Genomic DNA, 17,013 nt, shown 5'->3' with positions numbered 1-17,013 from the left:
GCAGAAAAGATATGCCCTCGCGAACGCGCCCACGGCGCCGTCCCAGGAGTCCTTGCATGTCGCGACCATTGAACTTCCGCCAGATCGAGGCCTTCCGCGCGGTCATGCAGACCGGCACCACCACGGCGGCCGCGGCCATGCTCCACACCACGCAGCCCTCGGTGAGCCGCCTGCTCGCGCAGATCCAGAACGCCACGCAGCTCAAGCTGTTCGACATCCACAAGGGGCGGCTGCGGCCCACGCACGAGGCGCGGCAGCTGTTCGAGACGGTGCAGCGCCATTTCCTCGGGCTCGACCGCATCGAGCAGAGCGTGGCCGTCATGCGCAAGTCGGGCGCGGGCTCGCTGCGCGTGGGCTGCACGCCGGCGCTGGGCCTGAGCGTCATGCCGCCGGTCATCCACGCCTTCTCGCGGCGCTACCCGCAGGTGCACGTGAACCTGCAGACCGTCGGCTCGCACGCGCTGCGCGAAGGGCTGCTCTACGGCCTGTACGACGTCGCGCTGACCACCTCGGGAATCAGCGACCCGCAGATCGAGGCCGTGCCGCTGCACCGCAGCGACGCGGTGTGCGTGCTGCATCCGGGCCATCCGCTCGCGAGCCGCGCCAGCCTGCACGTGCGCGACCTGAAGGACCAGGTGCTGCTCACCCTCAATGCCGACGACGAGATCCACCAGCAGTTCCTCGGCACCCTGCAGCAGCACCGCGTGGAGGCGGCGGCGACGGTGGAGACGACCTACTCGGTCACGATCTGCATGATGGCCGCGCAGGGCACGGGCATCGGCATCGTCAATCCCTATGTCGCCTCGGTGTTCGCGCGCGACCTGAAGGTGCTGCCCCTGCGGCCGCGCTGCCCGGTCGAGGCCTCGATGGCCCTGTCGCCGCAGTCGGCGCCCTCGGCCATCGCCGAGGACTTCGTCGGGCTGCTGAAGGCCTACTTCCGCGACTTCGGGAAAGGCAAGGCGCTCTAGCGCGGGTGTATCAGACCGCCGGCACGCGCCGCGCGTCGGCCGGGCTCACGTTGCGCCGGTAGAGCACCAGCGTCGCGACCAGCCCGCAGACCGCGGCCGCCGTCATCCACAGGCCCGGCGCGCCCTTGTCGCCGGTCATCTCGATCAGGCCGGTGGCCACGGCCGGCGTGAAGCCGCCGAACAGCGCGGTCGCGAGGCTGTAGGCCAGCGAGAAGCCGGCGGTGCGCACGCTGACCGGCATCACCTCGGTCAGCGCCACCACCATCGCGCCGTTGTAGCTCGCGTAGAGGAACGAGAGCCACAGCTCGACCTCGAGCATGCGCGCGAAGCTCGGCGCGCCGACCAGCCACTTGAGCGACGGATAGGCCGTGAGGATGGTCAGCACGGTGAACGCGATCAGGAGGGGCTTGCGGCCCACGCGGTCCGACAGCGCGCCCATGATCGGCAGCCAGATGAAGTTGGAGACTGCCACGCACAGCGTGACGACCAGCGCGTCGGTGGTGCTCAGGTGCAGCACGGCCTTGCCGAAGGTCGGCGTGTAGACCGTGATCAGGTAGAAGGACACGGTGGTCATCGACACCAGCATCATCCCGGCGATCACCAGGCCCCAGTTGGCGACCATCGAGCGGAAGATCTCGCGCGCGTCGGGGCGGTGCTTGCGCGCCATGAACTCCTCGGTCTCCTGCAGCGAGCGGCGGATCACGAACAGCACCGGCACGATCAGGCAGCCGACGAAGAAGGGCACGCGCCAGTAGAAGTCGCCGATCTCCTGCGCGCTGAAAGTCACGTTGAGCCAGTAGCCCAGCGCGGCCGCCACCACGATGGCGACCTGCTGGCTGGCCGATTGCCAGCTCACGTAGAAGCCCTTGCGGCCCGGCGTGGCCATCTCCGACAGGTAGACCGACACGCCGCCGAGCTCCACGCCGGCCGAGAAGCCCTGCAGCAGGCGCCCGATCAGCACCAAAAGCGGCGCGGCGAAGCCGATGGTGGCGTAGGAGGGCACGCAGGCGATCAGCAGCGTGCCCAGCGCCATCAGCGCGAGCGTGACGATCAGGCCCTTGCGGCGGCCCACGCGGTCGACGTAGGCACCGAGGAAGATCGCGCCCAGCGGCCGCATCAGGAAGCCGGCGCCGAAGGTCATGAAGGTCAGCATCAGCGAGGCGAACTCGTCGCCGGCCGGGAAGAAGGCCTTCGAGATCTGCGTGGCGTAGAAGCCGAACAGGAAGAAGTCGAACATCTCCATGAAGTTGCCGCCGGTCACGCGCAGGACGGTGGCGAACTTGGAACTGGAGGCGGTGCTGGCCGCGCCTTTGGACGCTGTGGTCATGTGTGGAGTCCCCTGGGTTGTGCGTGCGCGATGTGTGCACCCCGAGGGTAGGAAGCATTGCCCGACGGCAAGCTGACGCGCGTGGTCAGGTACCTGTCAAAGCAGGCCCCCAAAGAAAAGAGGCGCCGCGGCGCCTCCTGGTGAGTGACGGGCCCGGGGACGGGCTCAGGTCTTGTACTTGATCGAGCAGCCGTAGGGCCGCGTGCTCGCCGCCGTGATCGGCTTGTTGCCGAAGGCCTCGCCGAGCGCCTGGTTCACGTAGTTGACGGCGGTCTTGATGTCGTCCACGCGCGCCGAGGCGATGGAGTCGATGCCGCCCGCATACACCAGCGTGCCCTTGGGATCGATGATGAAGATGTGCGGCGTGGTGCGCGCGCCGTAGGCCTGGCCGATCATGCCGTCCTCGTCCATCAGCACCGCGGTGGGCGCGGCCGACTGCGACTTCATCCAGTCGGCCAGCGCGGCCGGCTTCAGGTAGTCGCTGGCGGCGCGCTCGGTGGAGTTGATGGCCAGCCAGACCACGCCCTTGTCGGTGGCGGCCTTCTGGGTGGCGGGCATGTTGCCGCTGCCGTAGTGCTTGCGCACGAAGGGGCAGCCGGGATTGGTCCATTCGAGCACCACGAACTTGCCCGCGAAGTCGGACAGCTTGTGCTTGGCACCGCTGGTGTCGACGGCGACGAAGTCGGGCGCCTGCTGGCCCACGGCGGGCGCGGCGAAGGCGTTGTTGCTCACGAGGAAGGTGGCGCCCAGCGCGACGGCGGCGGCCATGACGGCGCGGCGCGAGGCACGGCTGAGAGCGGCGCGGGCTCGGCGCGCGGCGCGCACCGAGCGCGAGTCGGGGCGCAGCTCGGTGGAGGGGGGAAGGGACATGGGCTGATCGAACTCCATGGAGATATTTCCGAATGACGGCGACAGCTTAGAGCGGTTTTTTCATGTGCCTGTGACAACCCATGTCACAGCCGTGGTCAAAGCGCGGCGAGTGCCGCGCGGACCTCGTCCTTGCCCAGGATCTCGGTCAGCACCACGGGCGGCTTGCCCGGGGCCTGCAGCACGTAGACCGGCACGCCGCTGCGGCCGAGCGCGGTCAGCGCGGCGGTGATCGCGGGGTCGCGGCGGGTCCAGTCGGCGCGCAGCATCGCGACCTTCTTGTCGTCGAAGGCGGCCAGCAGCTCGGTGTCGGACAGCGTGGTCTTCTTGTTGTATTGGCAGGTCACGCACCAGGCGGCGGTGAAATCGATGAACACCGGGCGGCCGTCGCCGGCCAGCTCGGCCACGCGCTCGGCCGACCAGGGCTGCCAGCGCGCTTCCTTCGAGCCCGCGACGCTCGCGAGCTTCGCGGGCTCGACGGTGGTCAGCACGTTGCGGCCGATGGCGCTGGTGAGCACCACGGTGAAGCCGATCAACACGGTGGCGATCACCAGCCGCGAGCGGCCGCGCAGCGTGAGCGCCCAGACGATCGCCGACAGGCACACCAGCAGCGCCAGCAGGGTGCCGGCGCCGTCGATGCCGGTCTGCTGGCCGAGCACCCAGACCAGCCAGGCGACGGTGGCGAACATCGGGAAGGCCAGCAGCTTGCGCAGCGTGCTCATCCACGGGCCGGGCTTGGGCAGCAGCCAGGCGATGGCCGGCACGAAGCCCGCCACCAGGTAGGGCAGCGCGAGGCCGAAGCCCAGCGCGGCGAACAGCAGCAGTGCCTGGCCGGCCGGCAGGCCGATCGCGAAGCCCAGCGAGGCGCCCATGAACGGCGCCGTGCAGGGCGAGGCGATGACCACCGCGAGCACGCCCGAGAGGAAGTCGTTGGCGATCGGGTGCTTGGCCTGCGCGCTGCACACCGACGAGGGCACGGTGCGCATGAACTCGAACACGCCCACCAGGTTCAGGCCGATCAGCGTGAACAGCGCGGCCAGCACCGCCACCACCGCGGGCGACTGGAGCTGGAAGCCCCAGCCCAGGCCGGCGCCGGCCGCGCGCAGCGCGAGCATGGCGCCGCCGAGCGCGAGGAAGGACAGCATCACGCCGGCCGTGTAGGCCAGCCCGGCCTGCCGGTGCGCGCTGCGGTTGCCGGCCTGGCGCGCGAAGCCCAGCACCTTGATCGCGAGGATCGGGAACACGCAGGGCATGAGGTTGAGCAGCAGGCCGCCGAGGAAGGCGCCGAGCAGCGCGGCCAGCAGCGTGCCCATGGGCTGGGGCGCGATCTCGTTCGAGGCCGCGGCGGTCTTTACGGCATCGGCCGCGTTGGCGGCCAGTGCCGCCTGCAGCGCGGGCGAGACCTGGGCGGCGGGCGCGGCGGCGGCCGCGGGCCAGCTGCCGCTCACGGGCGGCTCGGCGCGCCAGGCGATCGGCTGGCCGGGCTGGCGGTCGGCCTCGGCCAGCGCCACCACCACCGGCATCGCCGTGGGGCTCGCGCTGCGCTGGTCGGCCAGCGGCAGCGTGGCGGTCCAGGTGCCGCCCTGCCAGGATTGGGTCCAGTCCTTGCCGGAGACGGCCGCGGTGCGGATCACCTCGGGGGTCTCGGGGAAGAAGGCCAGCGTCTTGCCCTGGGCGGCGGCCGGCAGGCCCTCGAGGCGCACCTGCAGGTTGTTGCCCTGCACCTCGATCGCGCCCGGCGCGGCGAGCTGTGCCGGCTGCGCGGCCTGGGCGGCGTCGAACTCGGCCTTGTGCAGCGCGGTCGAGCCCTGCACCGGCAGCGCCAGCGAGAACTCGCCTTCCTCGGGGATGCATTCCTTGCGGCAGACCAGCCACGAGGCCTTGAGCCGCACCTGGAGTTCGGCCGGCCCGCCCGCGCCCGTGAGGGCCAGCGGCGGCTTGAAGGTGCTCGCCACCTCGAGCGGCACCGGCAGCAGCACCGTGTTCTCGTAGCCGTAGTTGGCGAGGTTGCCGACCGGGATCTTCTTCGGCACCGGCCAGGCGATGTCGCCGGCCGCCACGCCGGGGGGCAGGGTCCAGCTGAGCTCGGTGGGCAGGCCGGAATCGCCGGCGTTCTTCCAGTAGGTGTGCCACTCGGGCTGGTGCGCGATCTGCAGGCCGACCCAGACCGGCGCGCCGGGCGCCACGCCGTCGGGCGCATGCGCCACCAGTTCGGCGCGCACATGCGGGGTGGTCACGACCGCGCCCGTCTTGGCTGGAGTCAATTGGGCCAGAGCCGGCATCCAGGCTGCGGATGCTGCTATGAGAAGCGTAGCGAATCGGAGGCGCGTGAAGGTCATGCCGACAGTCGGAGCATTCAGGGGGAGCGAAGTTCCGGGCGGGATCAGGCGGCGGCCGCCCAGCCCAGCACCACGCGCCGGCTGTTGGCGCTCTTCTTCTCGATCTTGGTGACCACCACGGCGCCGATCTCGGCGGTGTTGGCCACGTGCGTGCCGCCGCAGGGCTGGAAGTCGATCTGGGCTTCGCCCTCGCCGCCGATGCGGATGGTGCGCACCGTGCCCGTGCCGCGCGGCGGCTGCACGCTCATGCTCTTGACCAGCGCCGGGTTGGCGTCGAGCTCGGCGTCGGTGATGGCGCCGACGGTCAGCGGATGGGCCGCGCCCACCAGCGCCGCGAGGCCGTGGGTCAGCGCTTCCTTGTCGAGCGGGTCGGTCATGTGGAAGTCGAGCCGTGCGTAGTCGGGCGTGATCGAGCAGCCGTTGACCGGCTGCGGCACCAGGTAACAGAGCAGGTGGGTGGCGGTGTGGAAGCGCATCAGCCGGTGGCGGCGCTCCCAGTCGATGCTCGCGGTGACGGTGTCGCCGGTCTTCAGCGCGGCCAGCAGGGTCTCCTGGCCCGGCGCGGGCACGTGCACGATCTCGTCGGTGGCGCGGCCCTCGGCGTCCTTGCCCTTGCGCGTGTCGGCGATCGCGAGCTCGCCGCCGCCGGCCAGCGCCAGCACGCCGCTGTCTCCGGCCTGTCCGCCGCCCAGCGGGTAGAACACGGTGCGGTCCAGCACGATGCCGGTCTCGTCGATGCGCTCGACGCGCGCTTCGCAGGAGCGCAGATAGGCGTCGGCACGGAACAGGTCGTGGGTCATCCCGGCGATGGTAGCGGCGATGCGCGAACGGGGTGCGCCCACGCCGGAAAGCGCCCACGACCGACAGCCCCCGGGGCGCCGCCAGCCCGAAGATCGCCCGATGCGCGGCACCGGGCCGCGCCGCAACGCACGAAGGACGGCGCATGAAGACACGGCAGCAAGCACCCACCCCCAAGACGGCCGCGGCCCTGCTGGCGGCGGTTCTGGTCCCGCTGGTGCTGGCGGGCTGCGGCGAGGCGGCCAAGCTCACGCCCGAACTGACCACCGGCCCGCGGCCGCAGCTGGTCGAGCCCAACAAGACCCTGATCCCCACTGTCAACGTCGCGCCCGTGGTCGGCTGGAACGACACCGCCGCGCCCACGCCGGCCGACGGCCTCAAGGTGGCGGCGCTGGCGCGCGGGCTCGACCATCCGCGCTGGGTCTACACCCTGCCCAACGGCGACGTGCTGGTGGCCGAGAGCAACAAGCCGCCCAAGCCCGAGGGCACGACCGACGGCGGCAGCGGCCTGATGGCCAAGGCGCGCAACTTCGTGATGAACAAGCTGATGGCGCGCGCCGGCGCCGGCGTGCCCAGCGCCAACCGCATCACCCTGCTGCGCGATGCCGACGGCGACGGCGCGGCCGAGGTCAAGCAGGTGTTCCTCTCCAACCTCACCTCGCCCTACGGCATGGCCTTGGTGGGCAACGAGCTCTTCATCGCCAACGCCGACGCGCTCGTGAAGGTGCCCTACACCGAGGGCCAGACTTCGATCGATGCCAAGCCCACCGTGGTGACGCCGCTGCCCGCGGGCATCAACCACCACTGGACCAAGAACGTGATCGCCAACGCCGATGGCAGCAAGCTCTACGTGACCGTGGGCTCGAACAGCAACATCGGCGAGAACGGCCTGGCCGCCGAGGAGGGCCGCGCCGCCATCTGGGAGGTCGACACCAAGAGTGGCGAGAAGCGCCTGTTCGCGAGCGGCCTGCGCAACCCCAACGGCCTGGGCTGGGACCCCGACACCCAGGCGCTGTGGACCGTGGTCAACGAGCGCGACGAGATCGGCAGCGACCTCGTGCCCGACTACCTGACCTCGGTGAAGGACGGCGCCTTCTACGGCTGGCCCTGGAGCTACTACGGCGGCGTGGTCGACGTGCGCGTGCAGCCGCAGAACCCCGAGATGGTGGCCAAGTCCATCGCGCCCGACTATGCGCTGGGCTCGCACGTCGCGCCGCTGGGCCTGGCGTTCTCGCGCCCGGGCGGCATGCCCGAGCAGTTCGCCAGCGGCGTCTTCATCGGCGAGCACGGCTCGTGGAACCGCAAGCCCAAGTCGGGCTACAAGGTGGTGTTCGTGCCCTTCATCGGCGGCAAGCCCAGCGGCCCGCCGGTCGACGTGCTCACGGGCTTCCTCGATGCCCAGGAGAAGGCGCAGGGCCGGCCGGTGGGCGTGGCGCTCGACAAGAGCGGCGCGCTGCTGGTGGCCGACGACGTGGGCAACGTCGTGTGGCGGGTGTCGCGCGCCAAGCAGAACTGAAGAAGCTCAGCCGCCGCGCACCGACGAGGGCCGCGCCACCAGCTGCGCGGCCGGGCCCTCGACCCGATGCCGCGAGACATCGCCGCGCAGGTGGTCGAACAGCAGCGCGATCGCCTGCTGCGCCACCTCCTCCAGGTGCAGGTCGACCGCGGTGAGCGGCGGCACGCTGGTGCGCGCGCGCAGGCCGTCGTAGCGGGTCGCGACCATCACGTCGTCGGGCACGCGGCGCCCGCTCTGCACGATCGCCGCCAGCGCGCCGGTGGCGAAGGCATCGACCGGCACGCAGAAGGCGTCGATGCCGGGATGGGCCGCGAGCAGCGCCTGCGCCGCCTCGTGGCCGCCGGCCTCGCCGCGCACCTCCTCGACCAGCGACAGCAGCGGCGGCTGACCGCGCGCGGCCATCGCTTCTTCATAGGCCGTACGCGCCTCGAGGTAGGAGTTGCGCTGCGCCGCGCCCAGGATCATCGCGACCTGGCGCGCGCCCTGGCCGTGCAGGTGCTCGAGCAGCAGCCGCGTGGTGCGGCCCGAATGGATGTCGACGTAGGGCGGCATCACCGGCCCCTCGGCCGGCTTGCCGATGGCCACCACCGGCAGGCCGCGGCGCAGCAGGTTCGCGAGGTTGGGATCGCCGGCCGAAGGCTCGATGACCAGCGCGCCGTCGACGTCGAGCAGCTCCATCGGCACCAGGCCGTTCTCCATCGCGGGCGCCAGCACCAGCGCGAGGCCGCGGTCGAGCGCCGCCGCCGCGGCCACCGCCGCCACCTCCATCAGGAAGCCCAGCCGCGAGGGCCCGCCCGCCACCGCGAGCGGCATCGAGGACAGCAGGGCGATCATGTGCGCCTGCCCGGTGCGCAGCCGCTGCGCATTGCGGTTCGGCCGGTAGCCGAGCTTGGCGGCCGCGCGCTCGACGCGCGCGCGGGTCTCGGCATCGACCTGCCCGCGCGCGTTGAGGGCGTGCGACACGGTGGTCGGCGACACGCCGGCCTCGCGCGCCACGTCCTTGATGTTCGCCCGTGGCGCTCGCTCGGTGTTCATCCCGTATTGACCTTCCACGAAAGCGGTGCTTCAATTCCCAAATCGTTTTGGGCGTCTGCCCGGAATGTACTTCACCCGCTGCGGCGGATTTTTTTGCCAGTGCGCCCAAATCGATTTGGGCGCGGACCGATCCAAGGAAAAACGATCATGTCCCGTGCGAACGAGCCAGCGCCCGTCGATGCCGTGCTGCCCTTTTCCCAATTGCTGCTGTTCGGCCTGCAGCATGTGCTGGTGATGGCCGCGGTGCCGATCACCTCGGTGTTCCTGGTGGCCAAGGCGCTGGGCCTGTCGGCCGCGCTCACGGTCAACCTGATCAGCGCCACCTTCCTGCTGTGCGGGCTCGGCACCTTGCTGCAGTCCTTCGGGCCGTGGAAGTTCGGCGCGCGGCTGCCCTTCGTGATGGTGCCGGGCGGCGCGCCGATCGTGATGTTCGTGACCATCGCCCAGCAGCGCGACCTGCAGACCGCCTCGGGCGCGGTGATCCTCACGGCGCTGTTCTATTTCCTGATCCTGCCGGTGTTCGCGCGCTGCCTGCGCTTCTTCCCGAAGATCGTCATCGGCACGCTGCTGCTGCTGGTGTCGATCAACCTGGTGAAGGTCTATGGCGGCATCATCGCCGGCAAGGCCGGCACGCCGACCTTCGGCGACCCGGTGAACATCGGCCTGGCGCTCGCCACCATCGGCTTCACGCTGCTGTTCGCGCGCCTGTTCAAGGGCATGCTGGGCCAGCTCGCGGTGCTGCTGGGCCTGCTGGCCGGCACGCTGCTGGCGGCCGCCTTCGGATTGATGGATTTCTCGCCCGTGGCGGCCGGCCCGTTGTGGAGCAGCCCGACCCTGCTGCCCTTCGGCCTGCCGCATTTCGACCTCGTGGCCGCGGTGCCGCTGCTGATCTTCAGCGTGATCTCGATGGTCGAGGCCACCGGCCAGACGGTGGCCGTGGCCGAGGTGGTGGGCCGGCCCATCGACCCGCGCGACGCGGTGCCGCGCACCGTGCGCGGCGACGCGCTGGTGTCGCTGCTCGGCGGCCTGTTCGGCACCTCGATGATCATCACCAGCGGCGAGAACATCGGCATCGTGCGCGCCACCAACGTGCGCTCGCGCTACGTGACGGCCATGGCCGGCGCGATCCTGGTGCTGATCGCGCTGTCGGCGCCGCTGGGCCGGCTGGCCAGTGCGATCCCGGCCGCCGTGGTGGGCGGCACCGCGATGGTGGTGTTCGCGATCATCGGCACCATGGGCATCGACATGCTGCGCCGCACCGACCTGCACGAGCGCGGCAACATGTTCGTGCTGGCGGGCGCGCTGACCATGGGCCTGCTGCCGATCCTCGTGCCGGGGCTCTACAGCCGCTTTCCCGACACGCTGCAGCTGGTGCTGGGCAACGGCCTCGCGATGGGCTCGATCACCGCGGTGGTGCTCAACCTGCTGTTCAACCGGCCGCTGGCCGAACGCGCGGCGCCCCTGCCGTCGGCGGTGCCGCCGCCGGTCTCGCCGCGGTGAGCTTCTTCTCTTTCCTTTCTTTCGGATCCAGACATGTCCCCTGATCACGAGGCCGCGCCCTTCGCGGCCCCCGAGCTGCTGCTCGTGCCCGACCACCTGATGCTGCGCGACGGCCCGGCCACCGGCCACGCCGTGCACATCGCCGACGGCCGCTTCGCCGACATCGGCCCCGCCGAGCTGCTGGCCGCGCGCCACCCTCGACTGGTGCCGCAACGCCTGCCCGGCCGGGTGCTGATGCCCGGCCTGATCGACGCGCACCACCACCTCACGCAGTCCTTCGGCAAGTCGCTGGCCTACGGCGAGCCGTCGGAGATCTTCCGGCGCGTCTGGGTGCCGCTCGAATCCAGCCTCGACGACGAGTTCGTCTATCTCGCGACCAAGCTCGCGGCGCTCGAGTCGCTGCGCGGCGGCTTCACCACCGTGTGCGACGCCGGCACCCGCGCGCCGGGAGACATCGGCGCGATGGCGCGCGCGCTGCACGAGACCGGCCTGCGCTGCGTGCTCGGGCTGATCTGCAACGACGGCGGCAACGAGAGCAGCGATGCCGAGCGCCGCGCGCTGAAGGCGCAGGCAGAACGCTTCCTCGCGCGCTGGCAGGGCGATGCGCTGGTGCATCCCTCGCTCGCGATCTCGGTGCCCGAAGCGGCCTCCGACGAGATGCTGACGACCGTCTCCGCGCTGTGCGCCGAGGCCGGCACCGTGTTCCAGACCCACGTCAACGAGCACCTGGCCTCGGTCGAGCGCTCGGTGGTCGCGCGCGGCCGGCGCCCGCTGGAACTGCTCGCGCAGCTGGGCGCGCTCGGCCCGCAGGTGCTGATCGCGCACGGCACGCTGGTGACGCCGCCGGAGCTCATGCTGCTGCGCGACACCGACACCGCCGTCAGCTACAACCCGGTCGCGAGCCAGTGGAAGGGCAACGCGGTGGCGCCGGCCCATCTCATGGCCGCGCTGGGCATCCGCTTCGGCCTGGGCACCGATGCCACGCGCAGCGACGGCTTCCGCCTGATGGATGCGGCCGAGGCCGCGCAGAAGATCGCCTTCGGCCTGGCCGTGGGCGATGCCTCCAGCGGCGGCGGCTGGACCTGGTTCGACCATGCGACGCACGAGGGTGCGCGCGCCGCGGGCCTGGGCGCGCGCACCGGCGAGATCGCCGTCGGCAAGGCGGCCGACTTCCTGCTCGTCGACGTCGACACGCCCGAGATGTGCACTTCGGTCGACCTGACCTGGGACCTGGTGCGCCTGGGCAACCGCGACCAGATCGAGGCGGTGTTCGTTGATGGCCGGCTGCGGCTGTGGAAGGGCTGGCCCACCGACTGGGACGCGCGCGCGCTGCAACGGCAGCTCGCGCGCACCGCCCAGGCCGCGATCGCGCGCGCGCCGATCGTGCGGCTGCATCCCACGGCCGCCGAGCACCGGCGGCAGGTCGCCGGATGAGCGCGCAGCACCTCGTGCTGATGTCGCTGGCCGTGCTGGTCGCCGCCTTCGTGCAGGGCGCGACCGGCGTCGGCTTCGCGCTCATCGCCGCGCCGGTGATCGGCCTCGTGCGCCCCGAGCTGCTGCCGGTGTGCGTGCTGGTGCTGATGCTGCCGCTGAACCTCTACGTGGCCTGGCGCGAGCGCGGCGCGATCGACGCCACCGGCGCGCGCTGGATCACCGGCGGGCGCGTCGCGGGCACCGCGGGCGGCCTGTGGGTGCTCGCTGCGCTCAGCGCGGGCCAGCTCTCGCTGTTCGTCGGCGCCTCGACCGTCGCGGCCGCGCTGGTCACCCTGCTGATGCCGGCCTTCTCGCCGGGGCGCGGCGCCTTCGTCGGCGCCGGGCTGGTCACGGGCATCACCGAAACCGCCACCGGCATCGGCGGCCCGCCGCTGGCGCTGGTCTACCAGCACCAGCCGGCGCCCACCATGCGCTCGACCATCGCGCTGTGCTTCCTGCTCGGCGAGCTGGTCTCGCTGGCCGTGCTGCTGGCCACCGGCCGCGTCGGCCTGCCGCAACTGCAGGCCGCGGCGCTGCTGCTGCCGGCGCTGGTCGTGGGCGCGGTGCTCAGCCGCCTCGTGCATCGCCGCGTGAACGGGCGGCTGCTGCGCATCTTCGTGCAGGTGTTCGCGATCGTCTCGGGGCTGGTGCTGCTGGTGAAGGCCTTCTGACCTCAGGCGCCTTGTTGCGCCTGCCAGGTCGCGCGGTCGAGCCGGTAGAGGCAATGGCGGCGCAGCGGATGGCCCTCGGCCAGCAGCGGGTGGTCGAATTCACCGGCCGGGTCCTCGCGCATGCCCAGGCGCTGCATCACCGCGCTCGAGCGCCGGTTGGGCAGCGCGGTGAAGGACACGATCTCGTCCAGCCCGAGCCGCTCGAAGCCCACGGCCAATGAGGCGCGCGCCGCCTCGCTCGCGAGGCCCTGGCCCCACCACTTGCGCGCGAGCCGCCAGCCGATCTCCACGCAGGGCGAGAAGGGCAGGGCATAGGCCGGCGCATTGAGGCCGGTGAAGCCGATCAGCTCGCCCGACTCCTTGTGCTCGGCGGCCCAGAAGCCCCAGCCGTTCTGCGCGATGCGCTCGATGAAGCGCGCGACCAGCGCGTCGCTCTCCTCGCGCGACAACGTGGCGGGAAAGAACTCCATCACCTGCGGATCGGCGACCAGCGCGGCGAAGGGCGTGAGGTCGCTCTCGCGCCACTGGCGCAGGCGAAGACGGGGCGTTTCGGGTTCGATGAGCGTGCGGTCCATCGGGAGATTCTGGCGCAGACGCAAGGCGCCGCCGATCGCTCATTTATGTCATGGAGTGATATATTTGCGCGCTTTCGCGCCACCGGCTTCCGGCCCCTCCATGTCTACCTCCACCCATCGCCGCGGCGACTTCGCGCTCGATGCGCGCCTGCTGCGCATCGCCACCCTGGCGGCCGTCATCGGCGCCGCGAGCACCGTGGCCGCGCGCGTGCTGCTCGACCTGATCCGCTTCTTCACCAACCTGTTCTTCTTCCAGGACTTCTCGCTGGCCGACCGCTCGCCGGCGGGCCACACGATGGGCGCCTGGGTGATCGCGGTGCCGGTGCTCGGCGGGCTGGTGATCGGGCTGATCGCGCGCTACGGCTCCGAGAAGATCCGCGGCCATGGCATTCCCGAGGCCATCGAGGCGATCCTGTTCGGCCGCAGCAAGATGTCGCCGAAGGTGGCGGTGCTCAAGCCGCTGTCCTCGGGCATCGCGATCGGCAGCGGCGGGCCCTTCGGCGCCGAGGGGCCGATCATCATGACCGGCGGCGCCATCGGCTCGTTGATCGCGCAGCACTTCCACCTGTCGGCGGCCGAGCGCAAGGCGCTGCTGGTGGCCGGCGCCACCGCGGGCATGACGGCGGTGTTCGGCACGCCGGTGGCCGCGGTGCTGCTGGCGGTCGAGCTGCTGCTGTTCGAGCTGCGCCCGCGCAGCCTGCTGCCGGTCGCGATCGCCTGCGCGGTCGCGGGCTTCACGCGGCCGCTGCTGATGGAGGCCGGGCCGCTGTTCCCGCTGCAGACCGCGGCGCCGGGCCCGCTCGCGCTGCTGTCGTGCGTGGTGGCCGGACTGCTGTGCGGCGCGCTCTCGGCCAGCCTCTCGCTGTCGCTCTACAAGGTCGAGGACCTGTTCGGCAAGCTGCCGCTGCACTGGATGTGGTGGCCCGCGCTCGGCGGCCTCGCGGTGGGCATCGGCGGTTATTTCGAGCCGCGCGCGCTCGGCGTGGGCTACGACGTGATCGGCGACCTGCTGCACAACCAACTGGCCTGGCAGGCGGTGCTCGCGCTGATCGCGGTCAAGGCGATCATCTGGGTGATCGCGCTCGGCTCGGGCACCTCGGGCGGCGTGCTGGCGCCGCTCTTGATGATGGGGGCGGCGCTCGGCGCGGTGTTCTCGCACGTGCTGCCGGGCGGCGACCCGATGCTGTGGCCGCTGGTCTGCATGGCCGCCACGCTCGGCGGCACCATGCGCGCGCCGCTGATGGCCACCGTGTTCGCCTTCGGGCTCACGCACGACAGCAATGCGCTGCTGCCGCTGCTCGCCACCTCGGCCACCGCCTACGGCTTCACCGTGCTCACCATGCGGCGTTCGATCCTCACCGAGAAGATCGCGCGCCGCGGCCACCACATCTACCGCGAGTACGGCATCGATCCGCTCGAGCGCCAGTTCGTGGAAGAGGTGATGACGCGCGAGGTGCGCACCATCGACGCCGCCCTGCCGGTGGCCGAGGCGCTGGCCATGTACTTCGGCGAAGGCCAGGCGCACCGCGCGTTCCCGGTGCTGCGCGGGCGCGAGGTGATCGGCGTGGCCGACCGCGCCGTGCTCTCTGCCTGGAGCACCGGCACCGTGGGCGATGCGGTGGCCGGTACGCCGCCGGTGGTCGCGCTGCCCGGCGAGAACTGCCGCGCGGTCGCCACGCGGCTCGCGCGCCACGGGCTCGAGCGGCTGCCGGTGGTGCGCGATGCCGATTCGCGCCTGCTGGTCGGCATCGTGGCGCGCAGTGACCTCATCAAGCCCTCGCTCGCGCACTTCCACGAGGAAGAACAGCGCGAGCGGGTGCGCAGCCTGCGCTGGAGAAGCTGAGCTTCGTTCAGAACCCGGCCAGCACCACCTTGCCCTGCGCCTTGCCGCTTTCGATCAGCGCATGGGCGCGGCGCAGGTTGGCGGCGTTGATGGTGCCGAAGCTCGCGTTCGCGGTGGTGCGCACGCGGCCGGCGTCGACCAGCGCGGCCACCTCGGCCAGCAGCGCACCCTGTTCGGCGATGTCGGTCGTCTCGAAGCGCGAGCGCGCGAACATCATTTCCCAGTGCAGCGACAGGCTCTTGGTCTTCAGCGGCATCGCATCGAGCACCTTCATGTCGTCGATTACCGCGAGCTGGCCCTGGGGCTTGAGGCTCTCGATGATCTGCGCGTAGTGCTGCTCGGTCTGCGTGAGGCTCGCGACCATGTCGACCTCGGCAATGCCGGCCGCCTTGAGTTCGGCCGCGAGCGGCTTCGAATGGTCGATGACGAGGTGCGCGCCCAGTTCCAGGCACCAGGCGCGGGTCTCGGTGCGCGAGGCGGTGGCGACCACGCGCAGCTGCGTGAGCTGGCGCGCGAGCTGGATCAGGATCGAGCCCACGCCGCCGGCGCCGCCGGTGATCAGCAGGGTCTGGCCCGCGCCGCCGCCCTTGGGCACGCGCAGGCGGTCGAACAGCAGCTCGTAGGCGGTGATGGTGGTCAGCGGCAGCGCGGCGGCCTGGGCATCGTCGAGCGTGCCCGGCGCGATCGCGGCGATGCGCTCGTCGACCGCGTGCAGCTCCGAGTTGGCGCCGGGGCGCACGATCGAGCCCGCGTAGTAGACGCGGTCGCCGACCTTGAAGCCCGTCACGCCCGCACCGATGGCCTCGACCGTGCCGACCGCGTCCCAGCCCAGCACCTTGGCCTGGCCGGCCTCGGGCGCGGCGTTCCTGCGCACCTTGGTGTCGACCGGATTGACCGACACCGCCTTCACGCGCACCAGCAGGTCGCGCGCGCCGGGCTGGGGCGCGGGCAGCTCGATGTCCTGCAGCGCTTCGGGGTGGTCGATGGGGAGGGGCTGGTAGTAGCCGACGGCTTTCATGGCGGTTCCTTTGTGGCGGATCTGGAGATGGATCGAATGTAGGGTGACAATCCCGATTTGATAAGAATGGCTAGGCGAGCAACACTTTCAAATGAAGATTGAAAATACCTCGGACCTGCGCGTGCTGGTGCAGACCGCGCGCGCCGGCACGCTGACGGCCGCGGCCCATGCGCTGGGCATCACGCCGGCGGCCGCCAGCGCCACGCTCAAGCGGCTCGAGACGCAGCTCGGCGCGCGGCTGTTCGAGCGCTCCACGCGCGCCATGCGCCTCACGCCGCAGGGCCAGACCCTGCTCGACTACGCGGTGCGCGCCTTCGAGCTGCTGGCCGAGGGCGAATCGCTGGTCACGGCCGACCGCGGCGAGCTGGTCGGCACGCTGCGCGTGGCCGCGCCCTCGGACCTCACGCGCAGCACCCTGCTGCCCTGGTTCGACGAGTTCCTCGCGCTGCACACGGGCGTGCAGCTGTCGCTGTCGGTCGGCGACCGGCCGCTGGACGTGATGCGCGACGAGGTCGACGTGGCGCTGCGCTACGGCGCGCTGGCCGATTCGCGGCTGGTGGCGCGGCCGTTCGCGATGACCAACCCCTTGTTGACTGCCTCGCCCGATTACCTGCGGCGGCATCCGGCGCCGAAGGTGCCGCAGGACCTGGTGCATCACAACTGCCTGATCTTCAACCGCGGGGGGCGGCTGCATCGGGTCTGGCGATTTGCGCAGAACGGGCAGTGGACGGAGGTGCGGGTCGATGGGAATCGCAGCGTGGACGATGCTTCGTTGGCGCGCGAATGGGCGGTGGCGGGGTATGGAGTGACCTTGAAGTCGGCGCTCGATGTGCGCGGGGATATCGAAGCCGGGCGGCTGGTGCATCTGATGACGGATTGGGAGACGGAGCCTTATCCGTTGCATGCGTTGTTGCCTAGTGGGAGGTTTGTTGCGGCTCGGGTTCGGGCTTTGGTTGATTTCCTGGCTTTGAAGTTTGATGTGTTGGGGCGGGGTGTTTACTCTGGGTAGGCTGTTGGCCGGGTCTCGCCCCGGCGGGCGAGTCACTTTCTTTTGCTTCGCCAAAAGAAAGTAACCAAAGAAAA

At 71.0% G+C, this 17,013-nt stretch carries 14 protein-coding genes; 7 read left to right on the top strand and 7 right to left on the bottom strand.

The annotated features are described in order from the left end of the window. Nucleotides 1–56 precede the first annotated feature (56 nt). On the top strand, nt 57–968 hold the full coding sequence (locus tag AC07PU_RS36140; protein WP_398496515.1) for a LysR family transcriptional regulator: 912 nt from the start codon (nt 57–59) through the stop codon (nt 966–968). Nucleotides 969–978: 10 nt separating this feature from the next. On the opposite strand, the gene AC07PU_RS36135 is transcribed toward AC07PU_RS36140, so the two are convergent. The 4 genes from AC07PU_RS36135 to AC07PU_RS36120 all read right to left on the bottom strand — a co-directional run bounded on the left by AC07PU_RS36135 (nt 979) and on the right by AC07PU_RS36120 (nt 6,301). Then, a complete protein-coding gene (locus AC07PU_RS36135) occupies nt 979–2,295 on the bottom strand; it encodes an MFS transporter (RefSeq protein WP_495322902.1) in 1,317 nt (438 codons plus the stop codon). A 165-nt stretch (nt 2,296–2,460) separates the two neighbouring features. Further along, a complete protein-coding gene (locus tag AC07PU_RS36130; protein ID WP_296788854.1) occupies nt 2,461–3,165 on the bottom strand; it encodes a redoxin domain-containing protein in 705 nt (234 codons plus the stop codon). 95 nt (nt 3,166–3,260) lie between these two features. After that, nucleotides 3,261–5,501 carry a protein-disulfide reductase DsbD family protein gene (locus AC07PU_RS36125; RefSeq protein WP_495322901.1) on the bottom strand — a complete coding sequence of 747 codons (2,241 nt, stop codon included), beginning with the start codon at nt 5,499–5,501 and terminating at the stop codon, nt 3,261–3,263. Nucleotides 5,502–5,545: 44 nt separating this feature from the next. Beyond that, nucleotides 5,546–6,301 (bottom strand): alanyl-tRNA editing protein, encoded by a 756-nt coding sequence (locus AC07PU_RS36120; RefSeq protein ID WP_495322900.1) that lies wholly within the window; start codon nt 6,299–6,301, stop codon nt 5,546–5,548. A gap of 143 nt (nt 6,302–6,444) precedes the next feature. On the opposite strand from AC07PU_RS36120, the gene AC07PU_RS36115 reads away from it, so the two are divergent. Next, a complete protein-coding gene (locus AC07PU_RS36115; protein WP_398496509.1) occupies nt 6,445–7,815 on the top strand; it encodes a PQQ-dependent sugar dehydrogenase in 1,371 nt (456 codons plus the stop codon). Nucleotides 7,816–7,821: 6 nt separating this feature from the next. On the opposite strand, the gene AC07PU_RS36110 is transcribed toward AC07PU_RS36115, so the two are convergent. Next, nucleotides 7,822–8,850 (bottom strand): LacI family DNA-binding transcriptional regulator, encoded by a 1,029-nt coding sequence (locus tag AC07PU_RS36110; RefSeq protein WP_495322899.1) that lies wholly within the window; start codon nt 8,848–8,850, stop codon nt 7,822–7,824. A gap of 147 nt (nt 8,851–8,997) precedes the next feature. On the opposite strand from AC07PU_RS36110, the gene AC07PU_RS36105 reads away from it, so the two are divergent. The 3 genes from AC07PU_RS36105 to AC07PU_RS36095 are packed head-to-tail and all read left to right on the top strand — an operon-like array spanning nt 8,998 to nt 12,494. After that, the gene (locus tag AC07PU_RS36105; RefSeq protein WP_495322898.1) at nt 8,998–10,350 is read left to right on the top strand and encodes a uracil-xanthine permease family protein; all 1,353 of its coding nucleotides are present in this window, start codon (nt 8,998–9,000) and stop codon (nt 10,348–10,350) included. A 33-nt stretch (nt 10,351–10,383) separates the two neighbouring features. Next, nucleotides 10,384–11,784 carry an amidohydrolase family protein gene (locus AC07PU_RS36100; RefSeq protein WP_495322897.1) on the top strand — a complete coding sequence of 467 codons (1,401 nt, stop codon included), beginning with the start codon at nt 10,384–10,386 and terminating at the stop codon, nt 11,782–11,784. After that, entirely contained in the window at nt 11,781–12,494 is a 714-nt protein-coding gene (locus AC07PU_RS36095; protein ID WP_495322896.1) for a TSUP family transporter, read from the top strand. Before AC07PU_RS36100 ends, AC07PU_RS36095 begins: the two co-directional genes overlap by 4 nt. A 2-nt stretch (nt 12,495–12,496) precedes the next feature. Here AC07PU_RS36095 and AC07PU_RS36090 read toward each other — a convergent pair whose 3' ends face one another. Beyond that, on the bottom strand, nt 12,497–13,069 hold the full coding sequence (locus AC07PU_RS36090; protein ID WP_495322895.1) for a GNAT family N-acetyltransferase: 573 nt from the start codon (nt 13,067–13,069) through the stop codon (nt 12,497–12,499). A gap of 100 nt (nt 13,070–13,169) precedes the next feature. Here AC07PU_RS36090 and AC07PU_RS36085 point away from each other — a divergent pair, with 100 nt between their 5' ends. Beyond that, a complete protein-coding gene (locus tag AC07PU_RS36085) occupies nt 13,170–14,912 on the top strand; it encodes a chloride channel protein (RefSeq protein WP_495322894.1) in 1,743 nt (580 codons plus the stop codon). A 7-nt stretch (nt 14,913–14,919) separates the two neighbouring features. Here the strand turns inward: AC07PU_RS36085 and AC07PU_RS36080 are convergent, their stop codons facing one another. After that, the gene (locus AC07PU_RS36080; RefSeq protein ID WP_495322893.1) at nt 14,920–15,930 is read right to left on the bottom strand and encodes a zinc-binding alcohol dehydrogenase family protein; all 1,011 of its coding nucleotides are present in this window, start codon (nt 15,928–15,930) and stop codon (nt 14,920–14,922) included. A 91-nt stretch (nt 15,931–16,021) separates the two neighbouring features. Between AC07PU_RS36080 and AC07PU_RS36075 the strand changes: the two genes are divergently transcribed. Beyond that, the gene (locus AC07PU_RS36075) at nt 16,022–16,939 is read left to right on the top strand and encodes a LysR family transcriptional regulator (protein WP_093353850.1); all 918 of its coding nucleotides are present in this window, start codon (nt 16,022–16,024) and stop codon (nt 16,937–16,939) included. The last annotated feature ends 74 nt before the right edge of the window (nt 16,940–17,013 follow it).

It is taken from the genome of Variovorax sp. GW821-FHT10D07, from assembly GCF_059415325.1.
Note: the sequence above shows the minus strand (reverse complement) of the source record. Positions and strands in the feature narration are given on the sequence as shown.

Coding starts and splice junctions, on each gene's coding strand:
- AC07PU_RS36100 (WP_495322897.1), top strand. CDS start 10,384: ATGTCCCCTGATCACGAGGCCGCGCCCTTCGCGGCCCCCGAGCTGCTG.
- AC07PU_RS36085 (WP_495322894.1), top strand. CDS start 13,170: ATGTCTACCTCCACCCATCGCCGCGGCGACTTCGCGCTCGATGCGCGC.
- AC07PU_RS36075 (WP_093353850.1), top strand. CDS start 16,022: ATGAAGATTGAAAATACCTCGGACCTGCGCGTGCTGGTGCAGACCGCG.
- AC07PU_RS36105 (WP_495322898.1), top strand. CDS start 8,998: ATGTCCCGTGCGAACGAGCCAGCGCCCGTCGATGCCGTGCTGCCCTTT.
- AC07PU_RS36125 (WP_495322901.1), bottom strand. CDS start 5,501: ATGACCTTCACGCGCCTCCGATTCGCTACGCTTCTCATAGCAGCATCC.
- AC07PU_RS36095 (WP_495322896.1), top strand. CDS start 11,781: ATGAGCGCGCAGCACCTCGTGCTGATGTCGCTGGCCGTGCTGGTCGCC.
- AC07PU_RS36120 (WP_495322900.1), bottom strand. CDS start 6,301: ATGACCCACGACCTGTTCCGTGCCGACGCCTATCTGCGCTCCTGCGAA.
- AC07PU_RS36135 (WP_495322902.1), bottom strand. CDS start 2,295: ATGACCACAGCGTCCAAAGGCGCGGCCAGCACCGCCTCCAGTTCCAAG.
- AC07PU_RS36140 (WP_398496515.1), top strand. CDS start 57: ATGTCGCGACCATTGAACTTCCGCCAGATCGAGGCCTTCCGCGCGGTC.
- AC07PU_RS36080 (WP_495322893.1), bottom strand. CDS start 15,930: ATGAAAGCCGTCGGCTACTACCAGCCCCTCCCCATCGACCACCCCGAA.
- AC07PU_RS36110 (WP_495322899.1), bottom strand. CDS start 8,850: ATGAACACCGAGCGAGCGCCACGGGCGAACATCAAGGACGTGGCGCGC.
- AC07PU_RS36090 (WP_495322895.1), bottom strand. CDS start 13,069: ATGGACCGCACGCTCATCGAACCCGAAACGCCCCGTCTTCGCCTGCGC.
- AC07PU_RS36130 (WP_296788854.1), bottom strand. CDS start 3,165: ATGTCCCTTCCCCCCTCCACCGAGCTGCGCCCCGACTCGCGCTCGGTG.
- AC07PU_RS36115 (WP_398496509.1), top strand. CDS start 6,445: ATGAAGACACGGCAGCAAGCACCCACCCCCAAGACGGCCGCGGCCCTG.